At 62.4% G+C, this 12,692-nt stretch carries 9 protein-coding genes; 2 read left to right on the top strand and 7 right to left on the bottom strand.

Translation table 11 applies throughout. The features are described 5' to 3' along the window. Nucleotides 1–15: 15 nt before the first annotated feature. The 5 genes from potA to JKP78_RS08260 all read right to left on the bottom strand — a co-directional run bounded on the left by potA (nt 16) and on the right by JKP78_RS08260 (nt 6,518). The gene (potA, locus tag JKP78_RS08240; RefSeq protein ID WP_186672017.1) at nt 16–1,158 is read right to left on the bottom strand and encodes a polyamine ABC transporter ATP-binding protein; all 1,143 of its coding nucleotides are present in this window, start codon (nt 1,156–1,158) and stop codon (nt 16–18) included. A 71-nt stretch (nt 1,159–1,229) separates the two neighbouring features. Further along, nucleotides 1,230–2,324 (bottom strand): polyamine ABC transporter substrate-binding protein, encoded by a 1,095-nt coding sequence (locus tag JKP78_RS08245; RefSeq protein WP_186684138.1) that lies wholly within the window; start codon nt 2,322–2,324, stop codon nt 1,230–1,232. A 157-nt stretch (nt 2,325–2,481) separates the two neighbouring features. Continuing rightward, nucleotides 2,482–3,579 carry a polyamine ABC transporter substrate-binding protein gene (locus JKP78_RS08250; protein WP_170033609.1) on the bottom strand — a complete coding sequence of 366 codons (1,098 nt, stop codon included), beginning with the start codon at nt 3,577–3,579 and terminating at the stop codon, nt 2,482–2,484. A 172-nt stretch (nt 3,580–3,751) separates the two neighbouring features. Further along, nucleotides 3,752–5,113, bottom strand: a complete 1,362-nt coding sequence (locus tag JKP78_RS08255) for an aspartate aminotransferase family protein (RefSeq protein WP_200626525.1) — start codon at nt 5,111–5,113, stop codon at nt 3,752–3,754. 46 nt (nt 5,114–5,159) lie between these two features. After that, entirely contained in the window at nt 5,160–6,518 is a 1,359-nt protein-coding gene (locus JKP78_RS08260; protein ID WP_186684134.1) for a glutamine synthetase family protein, read from the bottom strand. Between the two features lie 574 nt (nt 6,519–7,092). Here JKP78_RS08260 and JKP78_RS08265 point away from each other — a divergent pair. Next, nucleotides 7,093–8,469 (top strand): glutamine synthetase family protein, encoded by a 1,377-nt coding sequence (locus JKP78_RS08265; protein WP_084856533.1) that lies wholly within the window; start codon nt 7,093–7,095, stop codon nt 8,467–8,469. A gap of 151 nt (nt 8,470–8,620) precedes the next feature. Here JKP78_RS08265 and argA read toward each other — a convergent pair whose 3' ends face one another. Continuing rightward, a complete protein-coding gene (argA, locus tag JKP78_RS08270) occupies nt 8,621–9,919 on the bottom strand; it encodes an amino-acid N-acetyltransferase (RefSeq protein WP_186684132.1) in 1,299 nt (432 codons plus the stop codon). Nucleotides 9,920–10,043: 124 nt separating this feature from the next. After that, nucleotides 10,044–11,186 carry an acetylornithine deacetylase gene (gene argE / locus JKP78_RS08275; protein WP_186684131.1) on the bottom strand — a complete coding sequence of 381 codons (1,143 nt, stop codon included), beginning with the start codon at nt 11,184–11,186 and terminating at the stop codon, nt 10,044–10,046. A 115-nt stretch (nt 11,187–11,301) separates the two neighbouring features. Between argE and JKP78_RS08280 the strand changes: the two genes are divergently transcribed. Continuing rightward, the gene (locus JKP78_RS08280) at nt 11,302–12,669 is read left to right on the top strand and encodes a CYTH domain-containing protein (protein ID WP_186684130.1); all 1,368 of its coding nucleotides are present in this window, start codon (nt 11,302–11,304) and stop codon (nt 12,667–12,669) included. The last annotated feature ends 23 nt before the right edge of the window (nt 12,670–12,692 follow it).

A 12,692-nucleotide genomic window follows, 5' to 3' on the forward strand; every position in this document is an offset into this window, starting at 1 on the left:
TGAGCTTGCGAGGTTTCATGACCGCAGTACCACGCCGCTGTCGTCTTCCCACCATACGTACACTTCATCGCCCCAGGTCGGCCGGGTGCCCTGGCGCTCGGTGTTGGCCACGAACGACTGGACGATCTTGCCGCTCGGCAGCTCGACGTAGAACACCGAGTGGCCACCGAGGTAGGCGATGTCGTGGACCTTGCCGCGCGACCAGTTATGCTCGCAGGTCGGTTGCTGGGTGGTGACCAGCATTTTTTCCGGGCGCAGGGCGTAGGTGATGTGCTTGTCTTCCACCGAGGTGGTGATGCCATGGCCAACGTAGATCTTGCGCTCAAGCTCGGGGCTGGCAATGATCGCGTGGCCCTCGGCGTCGTCGACCACTTCACCGTCGAACAGGTTGACGCTGCCGATGAACTCGCACACCAGGCGGCTGGTGGGGGTCTCGTAGATGTCCACCGGCGAGCCGATCTGGGCGATCCAGCCCAGGTGCATGATGGCGATGCGCTGGGCCATGGTCATGGCCTCTTCCTGGTCGTGGGTCACCATCACGCAGGTCACGCCTACGCGCTCGATGATTTCCACCAGTTCCAGTTGCATCTGCGAGCGCAGCTTCTTGTCCAGTGCGCCCATCGGCTCGTCGAGCAGCAGCAGCTTGGGGCGCTTGGCCAGCGAGCGGGCCAGGGCCACGCGCTGGCGCTGGCCACCGGACAACTGGTGCGGCTTGCGCTTGGCATACTGGGTCATGTGCACCAGCTTGAGCATCTCGGCCACGCGGGCGTCGATCTCGGCCTTGGGCATCTTGTCCTGCTGCAGGCCGAAGGCGATGTTCTGCGCCACGGTCATGTGCGGGAACAGCGCGTAGGACTGGAACATCATGTTGATTGGCCGCTCGTAGGGCGGCATGTCGGTGATGTCGACGCCATCGAGGAAAATCCGCCCTTCGGTCGGGCGCTCGAAGCCGGCCAGCATGCGCAGCAAGGTCGACTTGCCGGAACCGGAGCCACCCAGCAGGGCGAAAATCTCACCCTTGCGGATTTCCAGGGACACATCGTCCACGGCTACCGTTTCGTCGAATTTTTTCGTGACCCGGTCGATCTTGACCAGCACCTGCTTGGGTTGCTGGCCACCCTCGAGGGCTTTTTTATAGGCACCGGAGGCAACTGCCATGAGTGAAACTCCCAACAAGATTTTTGTGCCCGCGTGGCCTGCTCTGCAGGTGCCGCCACGGGCCTGGATATTTACTTGCCCGACTTGACCTTGGTCCAGCTGCGGGTCATCAGCCGTTGCACCTTGGGTGGCAACTCTGCATTCACGAACATCTTGTCCAGCACTTCCTGCGGTGGGTAAACCGCGGCGTCAGTCCTCACGGCCTGGTCCATCAGGTCGCCAGCCTTGGGGTTCGGGTTGGCGTAACCGACGTAATCACTGACCTGGGCGATAACCTCAGGCTTCAGCAAATAGTTGATGAAGGCATGCGCCTCTTTGACATTCCTGGCGTCCTTGGGAATCGCCAGCACGTCGAACCAGAGGTTGCCGCCTTCCTTGGGAATGGCGTAGGCCAGGTGCACACCCTTTTTCGCTTCTTCGGCGCGGGTCCTGGCCTGGAACACATCGCCCGAGAAACCTGCCGCGACGCAGATGTCGCCGTTGGCCAGGTCGGTGATGTACTTGGATGAGTGGAAATAGGTCACGTACGGGCGTACCGCCAGCAGTTTCTTCTCGGCGGCCTGGTAGTCCTTGGCGTTGCTGCTGTTGGGGTCCAGCCCCATGTAGTTGAGCACCGCCGGCAGCATTTCGTCCGCCGAGTCGAGGAAGGCCACGCCGCACTTGGCGAGCTTCTTCATGTTCTCGGGCTCGAACAGCACTGCCCAGGAGTCGATGGTGTCCACGCCCAGCGCAGCCTTCACCTTGTCGACGTTGTAACCGATGCCGTTGGTGCCCCACAGGTAAGGCACGGCGTACTGGTTGCCCGGGTCGTTCCTTTCCAGGCGCTTCATCAGCGCCGGGTCCAGGTTGGAATAGTTGGGCAGCAGGTTCTTGTCGAGCTTCTGGAACGCGCCCGCCTTGATCTGCTTGCCGAGGAAATGGTTGGATGGCACCACCACGTCATAGCCGGTGTTGCCGGCCAGCAGTTTGCCTTCCAGTGTTTCGTTGGAATCGAACACGTCTTGCACGGGCTTGATGCCCGTCGCTTTCTCGAAGTCCGCGAGTGTGGTCGGGCCGATGTAGTCGGACCAGTTGTAGAAGTGCACCGTAGGCGCCGCTTGGACGCTGCATGCCAGCGTCAGGCCCGCACCAGCCAGCAAGGCCTTGCGGAATACAGAAATGGACAAGTGGGTGCTCCTCACAATCAGTGCCTGGGTAGCGACAATGCTGCCGCACACGCAAAACCGGCGCGCAACTTACCTTCGCAGCTTCGATGCCGCAATCATCAATTGCCTTTCACTGGCTCTGGGCCGGGTATCCCGGCCCAGAGGTGCTGCATCGGGCTTACTTGCCCGACTTGATCTTGGTCCAGCTACGGGTGATGTCACGCTGGGCCTTGGCTTCAGGAGCAGCGATGGCATACAGCTGTTTCTTCACTTCGGCTGGCGGATAGATGCTTGGGTCGCTGGTGATTTCCTTGTCGACGAACTGGGTAGCCGCCTGGTTACCGTTCGGGAAGCGCACGGCGTTGGTGATTTCAGCCATGATTTCCGGCTGCATCAGGAAATTCATGAACTGGTAGGCAGCGTCCTTGTGCTCGGCATCCTTGGGGATGGCGACCATGTCGTAGAAGGTACCGGCACCCTCTTTCGGAATCACGTACTCAACCTTGACCTTGTCGCCAGCCTCGTGCGCACGGGCCTTGGACTGTTCCAGGTCACCCGAGTAACCGACGGCTACGCAGATGTTGCCGTTGGCCATGTCGCCAATGTACTTGGACGAGTGGAAGTAGGTGATCGAAGGACGAATCTTGAGGAACAGCTCCTCGGCGGCCTTCAGGTCTTCCTTCTTGGTGCTGTCGGTCGGCTTGCCCAGGTAGTGCAGCGCAGCCGGGAGCATTTCGGTCGGTGCGTCGAGGAAGCTCACGCCGCAGCTCTTGAGCTTGGCGATGTTCTCAGGCTTGAACACCGCATCCCACGAATCGATCTTGTCCACGCCCAGCGCGGCCTTGACCTTCTCCGGGTTGTAACCGATGCCGATCGAACCCCACATGTATGGGAAGGCATGCTTGTTGTCCTTGTCGCTGGCATCGCCGACGGCCTTGAGCAGGTCCGGGTCGAGGTTCTTCCAGTTCGGCAGTTTCGAGCGGTCCAGTTCCTCGTACACGCCGGCCTTGATCTGCTTGGCCAGGAAATTGTTGGACGGCACCACGATGTCGTAACCCGACTTGCCCGCCAGCAGCTTGGCCTCGAGGGTTTCGTTGCTGTCGAACACGTCGTACTTGACCTTGATACCGGTCTGCTTCTCGAACTTGGCGATGGTGTCTGGTGCGATATAGTCCGACCAGTTGTAGACGTTCAACACTTTGTCTTCAGCCTGAACAGCGGTGGCCATGGCGCCCATCAGGGCCGCAGCCAGCAACGTCTTGCCCATTTTATTCATGCGTAATGCTCCGGAATTTTTTATTTAGCCATCTGTTCAGTAGCCAGGACCTACGGTGCAGAGCGCGCGGCGACTGAAACAACCGCTAGTCTGGCAAGTTACAAGGCTCTGTTTCAAGGAAAGCAGGGCCTTGTAAAGCACTTACATGTCACATCGCTAGACTAGCAAACGCTTAACGAATCGCCTCAAGGGTCAGGTCGAGGCATTTGCGCGCCTTTTCCACCAATTCATCGATCTCTGCGTGGCTGATGACCAGCGGTGGCGCGATGATCATGGTGTCACCCACCGCCCGCATGATCAGGCCGTTTTCAAAGCAGAACGTGCGGCAGATCATGCCTACGCCCTTGCCTTCGTAACGGCTGCGGGTGGTCTTGTCCTTGACCAGCTCGATCGCGCCGAGCAGGCCCAGGCCGCGCACTTCGCCCACCAGCGGGTGGTCCTGCAACTCACGCAAACGCTTTTGCAAATACGGTGCCGCTTCGCTGCGCGCTTTCTCGACGATGTGCCCGTCGCGCAGGATGCGCAGGTTTTCCAGGCCCACCGCAGCCGCCACCGGGTGCCCGGAGTAGGTGAAACCATGGTTGAAGTCGCCGCCTTCACTCAGTACCTGGGCCACCTTGTCACGCACGATCACACCACCCATGGGGATGTAACCGGAGGTCAGGCCCTTGGCGATGGTCATCAGGTCTGGCTTGAGGTCGTAGTAGTCGGAGCCGAACCACTCGCCGGTACGGCCGAAGCCGCAGATCACTTCGTCGGCGACGAACAGGATGTCGTACCGGGCGAGAATTTCCTTCACCTTCGGCCAGTAGGTCTCCGGCGGGATGATCACGCCGCCGGCGCCCTGGATCGGCTCGGCGATGAAGGCAGCGACGTTGTCTTCGCCAACTTCGAGGATTTTCTTCTCCAGCTGCTCGGCCGCCCATACGCCAAACTCGTCCGGGGTCATGTCGCCGCCTTCGCCGAACCAGTACGGCTGCGGAATATGCACGATGCCAGGAATCGGCAGGCCGCCCTGCTCGTGCATGCCGCTCATGCCGCCCAGGCTGGCACCGGCCACGGTGGAGCCGTGGTAGCCGTTGATACGGCCGATGATGGTCTGCTTCTGCGGCTTGCCTTTCAGTGCCCAGTAGTGGCGGACCATGCGCAGCACGGTGTCGTTGCCTTCGGAGCCGGAACCGGTGAAGAACACATGGGTCATGCCTGCCGGCGCCACGTCGGTGATCGCCTTGGCCAGCTCCAGCGCCGGCGGGTGGGCGGTCTGGAAGAACAGGTTGTAGTACGGCAGCTCGCGCATCTGCTTTTCCGCCGCCTGCACCAGTTCTTCACGGCCATAGCCCACCGCCACGCACCACAGGCCAGCCATGCCGTCGAGAATCTTGTGCCCCTCGCTGTCCCACAAATGCACACCCTGCGCCTTGGTGATGATGCGCGGCCCCTTCTCCTTCAGCTGCTTGTAGTCAGAGAAAGGTGCCAGGTGGTGCTCGCCGCTCAGGTTCTGCCATTCACGGGTTTGCGGGTTGTTGACGCTCATGTGCCTCTCCAGTTTCCGGCGGCCGCGCGGGCGGCCTCAGGGTTGATCAGACAGCGAACAGCAGGAACTCACGCTCCCAGGAGCTGATGACGCGTTTGAAGTTCTCGTGCTCGGCGCGCTTGGTGGCGACGTAGCCGGTGATGAATTTCTTGCCCAGGTACTGCACCAGCGCGCGGCTGTTTTCCATGCGCTCCAGGGCGTCCTCGATGGTCAGCGGCAGGCGCAGGTTGCGGCGCTCGTAGCCACGGCCCTGCACCGGCGCACTGGCCGCGATGCCTTCGACCATGCCGATGTAGCCACACAGCAGGCTGGCGGCAATCGCCAGGTAGGGGTTGGCGTCGGCGCCTGGCAAGCGGTTCTCGACCCGACGGCTCTGTGGCCCGGCGTCCGGCACGCGCAGGCCGACGGTGCGGTTCTCTTCGCCCCATTCCACGTTCACCGGTGCCGAGGTGTCGGGCAGGAAGCGGCGGAACGAGTTGACGTTGGGCGCGAACAGCGGCAACGCCTCGGGGATGAATTTCTGCAGGCCACCGATGTAGTGCAGGAACAGCTCGCTCATGCTGCCATCCTCATTGCTGAAGATGTTCTTGCCGGTGGCCAGGTCGACCACGCTCTGGTGCAGGTGCATGGCACTGCCAGGCTCGCCGGTCATGGGCTTGGCCATGAAGGTGGCGGCCACGTTGTGCTTGAGCGCGGCCTCGCGCATGGTGCGCTTGAACACCAGGATCTGGTCGGCCAGGTGCAGGGCGTCGCCGTGACGGAAGTTGATCTCCATCTGCGCCGTGCCGTCTTCATGGATCAGCGTGTCCAGGTCCAGCTGCTGTAGTTCGCACCAGTCGTAGACGTCTTCGAACAGCGGGTCGAATTCGTTGGCGGCTTCGATCGAGAACGACTGGCGGCCGGTTTCCGGGCGGCCCGAACGGCCTACCGGGGGCTGCAGGGGGAAGTCCGGGTCTTCGCTACGCTTGGTCAGGTAGAACTCCATCTCCGGCGCGACAATCGGCTGCCAGCCCTTGTCAGCGTAGAGCTTGAGGACTTTCTTCAGGACGTTGCGCGGCGACAGCTCGACCGGGTTGCCCTTCTTGTCGTAGGTGTCGTGGATAACCTGCGCGGTCGGCTCGATGGCCCACGGCACCAGGAACACAGCCTTCTCGTCGGGGCGGCAGATCATGTCGATGTCCGCCGGGTCAAGCAGTTCGTAATAGATGTCGTCGTCGACGTAGTCGCCGGTCACGGTCTGCAGCAGCACGCTCTCGGGCAGGCGCATGCCTTTTTCGGCGATGAACTTGTTGGTGGGCGAAATCTTGCCGCGCGTGATGCCGGTCAGGTCGCTGATCATGCATTCGACTTCGGTGATCTTGTGCTCTTTCAACCAATCGGTGAGCTGGTCGAGGTTGTTACTCATAAATACCTCAGGAGGTAAGGTGGGCCGCGCATTGATTCTGGATGGAGTAGATTGCTAAAGCAAAAACCCCCGCGCAGAGCCACAGTGGATACACTGAAAACAGCTGCATCCGTAATGAGTTCGAAGGGCAGGAAGACGAAACGAAGGGCGGCAAGCCGCTGCGAGGGCGAGTCCGGGGCTGCCAAACGTCAATTATTGCGGCCATGGCGGCCACGCCATTGACGAAGCTTGCAAAATTGACGGAGGTACCCGATAGCACTGCGCAGGCAGTGCATTCAGGTCGCGGCAAGCGGACCATGTGACCCTCGTATTATTGTGTTCTGGGTTGAGACCGAGCTTAGCTTTGTTCATTTTTTTACACAACACCTCCGTAAAAAATAAAACACGGCTCGTCGGAGATAGCCCTTCGTGCGGTAAATAGCGGATAATGGCTTGCCCCGATATGCAGCAAATCTGCCTTCGATGAGCCATTTCAGGGCATCATGGGGTTGGCTTGACATCAGTTTGGGTTTTCGATTGACTGGACCTGCAAGCCCCCCTTGATTGATATTTTTAACAACAAAGGTGTTGCATCATGTCGGTACCCCCGCGTGCCGTTCAGCTTAACGAAGCGAACGCGTTCCTTAAGGAACATCCTGAGGTTCTCTACGTTGACCTTCTGATTGCAGATATGAATGGTGTGGTGCGTGGCAAGCGCATCGAGCGCACCAGCCTCCACAAGGTTTACGAGAAAGGCATCAACCTGCCTGCCTCCCTCTTCGCCCTGGACATCAACGGTTCCACCGTCGAGAGCACCGGGCTTGGCCTGGACATCGGCGATGCCGACCGCATCTGCTACCCGATTCCTGGCACCCTCTCCAACGAACCCTGGCAGAAGCGCCCGACCGCCCAGCTGCTGATGACCATGCACGAGCTCGAAGGCGAGCCGTTCTTCGCCGACCCGCGTGAAGTACTGCGCCAAGTCGTGAGCAAGTTCACCGAGATGGGCCTGACCATCTGTGCCGCGTTCGAGCTGGAGTTCTACCTGATCGACCAGGAGAACGTGAACGGCCGCCCGCAGCCGCCGCGCTCGCCGATTTCGGGTAAACGCCCACAGTCGACCCAGGTCTACCTGATCGACGACCTCGACGAATATGCCGACTGCCTGCAGGACATCCTCGAAGGCGCCAAGGAACAAGGCATCCCGGCCGACGCCATCGTCAAGGAAAGCGCCCCGGCGCAGTTCGAAGTCAACCTGCACCACGTTGCCGACCCGCTCAAGGCCTGCGACTACGCCGTACTGCTGAAGCGGTTGATCAAGAACATCGCCTACGACCATGAAATGGACACCACCTTCATGGCCAAGCCCTACCCGGGCCAGGCAGGCAACGGCCTGCATGTACATATTTCCGTGCTGGACAAAGATGGCAACAACATCTTCACCAGCGAGGATCCCGAGCAGAACGCCGCGCTACGTCACGCTGTCGGCGGTGTGCTCGAGACCCTGCCCGCGTCCATGGCGTTCCTCTGCCCGAACGTCAACTCGTACCGTCGCTTTGGTGCGCAGTTCTATGTACCGAACGCGCCAAGCTGGGGCCTGGACAACCGCACCGTGGCCCTGCGCGTGCCGACCGGCTCGCCGGACGCCGTACGTATCGAACACCGCGTGGCCGGTGCCGATGCCAACCCGTACCTGATGATGGCTGCCGTGCTGGCTGGCGTGCACCATGGCCTGACCAACCAGATCGAGCCGGGTGAGCCGATCGAAGGCAACTCGTACGAGCAGCTGGAGCAGAGCCTGCCGAACAACCTGCGCGACGCACTGCGCGAACTGGACGACAGCGAAATCCTCAACAAGTACATCGATCCGAAGTACATCGACATCTTCGTCGCGTGCAAGGAGAGCGAGCTGGAGGAATTCGAGCATTCGATTTCCGACCTCGAGTACAACTGGTACCTGCATACCGTGTAAACAAAAACGCCGCCCACAAGGGCGGCGTTTTTGTTCGAGATCGGTGTCGCCTGCTTCGCGGGCTTGCCCGCTCCCACAAGGTAATCACAAAGTCTGAAGCCTGCGGTGTACCTGTGGGAGCGGGCGAGCCCGCGAAGAGGCCGGTACAGGCTTACAGAGGCTTCTCGAAGATTTTCGAATTGCGCTGGTAGTTGTACAGCGAAGCCCGCGCCGCCGGCAGCCGCTCCACGCCACTCGGTGCGAACCCGCGCTCGCGGAACCAGTGCGCGGTGCGCGTGGTAAGCACGAACAGGGTCTTGAGCCCCGCCTCCCGCGCCCGGCCCTCGATACGCGCCAGCAGCTCGTCGCCGCGCCCGCCGTGACGGTACTCCGGGTTCACCGCCAGGCACGCCAGCTCGCCGGCATCGGAGTCGGCAATCGGGTACAACGCCGCGCAGGCGATGATCATGCCTTCGCGCTCGACGACGCTGAACTGCTCGATCTCCCGCTCCAGCACTTCGCGCGAACGGCGCACCAGGATGCCCTGCTCTTCCAGGGGGCTGATCAGTTCCAGCAGGCCGCCGACATCATCGATGGTCGCCTCGCGCACCACTTCGAACTGCTCCTGCGAAACCAGCGTACCGCCACCGCCACGGGTAAACAGCTCGGTCAGCAGGGCTCCGTCCTCGGCATAGCTGACGATATGGCTACGCGCCACCCCGCCTTTGCAGGCTTCTGCGGCAGCATCCAGCAATTCAGCCTGGTAGTCGCTGCCCAAGCGCTGCAGATGCGGGGCAACCTGTTGTGGGCGCAGCTCGCGCACCAGCTTGCCGTCCTCATCCAGCAGGCCCGGCTCGGCGCCGAACAGCAGCAGCTTGTCGGCACCCAGCTCGATGGCAGCACGGGTGGCTACGTCTTCGCAGGCCAGGTTGAAGATTTCCCCCGTGGGTGAGTAGCCCAACGGCGACAACAGCACAATGGAACGCTCGTCGAGCAGGCGGCTGATACCCTTGCGGTCGACCCGGCGCACTTCGCCGGTATGGTGGTAGTCCACCCCTTCGAGCACGCCGATCGGCCGCGCCGTGACCAGGTTGCCGGACGCCACGCGCAGCCGCGAGCCCTGCATCGGCGAAGCGGCGATGTCCATCGACAGGCGCGCCTCGATGGCCAGGCGCAGGGCACCGACGGCATCGATCACGCAATCCAGGGTGGCGGCATCGGTAATGCGCAGGCCACGGTGGTAGTGCGGGGTCAGGCCACGGTTGGCCAGGCGGCTCTCGATCTGCGGGCGCGAACCATGCACCAGCACCAGACGCACGCCAAGGCTGTGCAGCAATACCAGGTCGTGGACGATGTTGCCGAAATTAGGGTGTTCCACCCCATCGCCAGGAAGCATGACCACGAAGGTGCAGTCGCGATGGGCGTTGATGTACGGGGAGGCATGACGCAGCCAGTTGACGTAGTCGGGCATGACAGGGCCTGTGGATAAGTGGACGGAGAACGGCGATACAGGGGGCGTTCAGGATCATCGTCGGAACAGGCTTGCGGTCACGCGCGGTCTCCTCTAGGCAGGAACGAATCAATTGGGTTGACGTTTAGTCCAGGCAATAATGCCGGATCAGGTCACGCAATAGACGCACGGTAGGCGCGATTCGTGACATTTCAAGGTATTCGCCGGGCTGGTGGGCACAGGCGATGTCGCCAGGGCCCAGCACGATGGTCTGGCAGCCCAGTTGCTGAAGATAAGGTGCTTCGGTGCCGAACGCCACCGCTTCGGCACGATGGCCGGTAAGACGCTCCGCCACCTGCACCAGTTCGGCGTCGGCAGCCTGCTCGAATGGCGGCACCTCCGAGAACAGCGGCGCATAGTCGATGCGCACCTCGAAGCGCTCTGCCACGGGTGCCAGCTTGTCGCGGATGGCCGCGCGCAGTTGCTCCACGTCCATGCCCGGCAGCGGGCGCAGGTCGAACTCCAGGGCGCACTGGCCGCAGATGCGGTTGGGGTTGTCGCCGCCATGGATGCAGCCAAAATTAAGGGTCGGGGTCGGCACGGTGAATTGCGGATTGCGGTAGCGTTGCTGCCATTGCTGGCGCAGGCCCATCAATTCGCCCATCACGGCGTGCATGGCCTCCATGGCGCTGCGGCCCAGGCTTGGGTCCGAGGAATGACCGCTACGCCCCAGGATGTCGATGCGGTCCATCAGGATACCTTTGTGCATGCGGATCGGCCGCAGGCCGGTGGGCTCACCGATCACTGCCGCCCGGCCAAGCGGCTGGCCGGCGTCGGCCAGGGCGCGGGCCCCGGACATCGAGCTTTCTTCATCACAGGTGGCCAGGATCAGCAGCGGTTGCTTGAAGTCGTGCTCCAGCAGCGGGATAACCGCTTCGATGACCAGGGCGAAGAACCCCTTCATGTCGCAGCTGCCCAGGCCGACCCAGCGGCCATCGACTTCGGTCAGCTTCAGCGGATCGCTGGCCCATAGCTGGTCGTCATACGGTACGGTGTCGCTGTGCCCCGCCAGCACCAGGCCGCCTGGGCCACTGCCACGGCTGGCCAGCAGGTTGAACTTGCCGGGGCTGACCTGGCGGATGTCGCAGTTGAAGCCAAGGTCGCCCAGCCAGCCGGCCAGCAGGTCGATGACCTGGCGGTTGGACTGGTCCAGTGCGGGCTGAGTGCAACTGACCGAGGGCGCGGCAATCAAGGCGGCGAACTGGTCTTTCAACATTGGCAACGGCATGCCCGTACTCCTCGGAAACGTCCCCCATCATAGGACTATCCGCTGTCTGGAATAAACCGTTGACGGCCGACTGCTGTAGACTCTCCGCCAACCACGCCCCTCCTTCGAGCCTGTGATGCACAAAGAAACCGAACTCAAGCTCCGCGCCAGCCGCGAGACCCTTGCCGCCCTGCGCGAGCACCCTCTGCTGAAAAAGCGCAACAAGTCCGGCTGGCAGACCCGCGAACTGCTCAACCAGTACTTCGACACACCCGAGCGCGAGCTTTCCGCCGCCCGTGTCGCCCTGCGCCTGCGCCGCGACGGCGAGGCCATCATCCAGACCCTCAAGTGCCGCGGCCAGAGCGTCGCCGGCCTGTCCGAGCGCAATGAGTACGAATGGCCGCTGGACAAGGTCAAGCTCGACCTGAAAAAGCTCGACGCCACCTGCTGGCCCGCGCAATTGGCCGACCTCGACAAGAAAACCATCAAACCGCTGTTCACCACCGACTTCAGCCGTGAATACGCCGAAATCGCCTGGGGCCGTGGCAAGAGCAAGGTGGTGATCGAGGCGGCGCTTGACCAAGGCTTCGTGATCGCCGGCAAGCGCAAGGAAGAGATCTGCGAGCTGGAACTGGAGCTGCGCGAAGGTGAGCCCCAGGCCCTGCTGGAACTGGCTGCCGAGCTGGCCGCCAGCCTGCCGCTGATGCCCTGCGACATCAGCAAGGCCGAGCGCGGCTACCGCCTGCTGGAGCCGGACAGCTACGAGCTGGGCCTGCCACACGCCGAGCTGGAAGCCGAAACCGCCGTGGACGATGCCTACGCCGCGCTGGCCTGGCAACTGCTGGGCAGCAGCCAGCGCCTGGCCGAGCAGTACCGCCACAACGGTCACTGGCGCCTGCTGCAGGACTGGGTCGAGTGCCTGAGCGAACTGCGGGCCCTGACCGCCAGCCTGGGCCAGGCCGCCCCGCGCGCCACCACCCGCGAGCTGCGCAGCAGCCTCGACGCGCTGCTGGAAGACTGGCGCCCGCTGGTGCAGGCTGGCAACGATGACGAAGACATCCGCCGTGCCGCCCCCGAACAGTTCGCCGAAGAGCTGGAGGACGTGCGCTGGGGCCAGTTCTCGCTGGAAACCTCGCGCTGGCTGCTGGCGCGTGCCTGGACCGTGGAGCGCAAGGGCCGTGGCGAGCGCCAGGGCAAGGCGCAACTGGCCAGCTGGCTGGCACACCTGCTGGGCGAAGAGGGCCGTGCGTTGAAGCTGCCGCTGTACACCCAGCGCCCGGAAGACCTGGCCGAGCAATTGCCGCGTATCGAGCAGTTGCTGGCCTGGCTGCACCATGCCCGCCAGGTGCTGGAGGCACCACAGATGGACCGCCTGTACGGCGACCTGAAGAAGCTGCACGAGCTGGCCGAGCAGCCGATCAGCGATGAGGTGCTGGAAGCGCGTGTCGAGCAGGCCCGGGTTGTCGACCAGAGCCGCGGCTGGAAGCACTTGCTCAAGGCTTGAGCCCTTCTGAAGGCTCATGCAGC

This window comes from Pseudomonas sp. LAM2023 (assembly GCF_016620375.1).
GTDB lineage: Bacteria > Pseudomonadota > Gammaproteobacteria > Pseudomonadales > Pseudomonadaceae > Aquipseudomonas > Aquipseudomonas anuradhapurensis.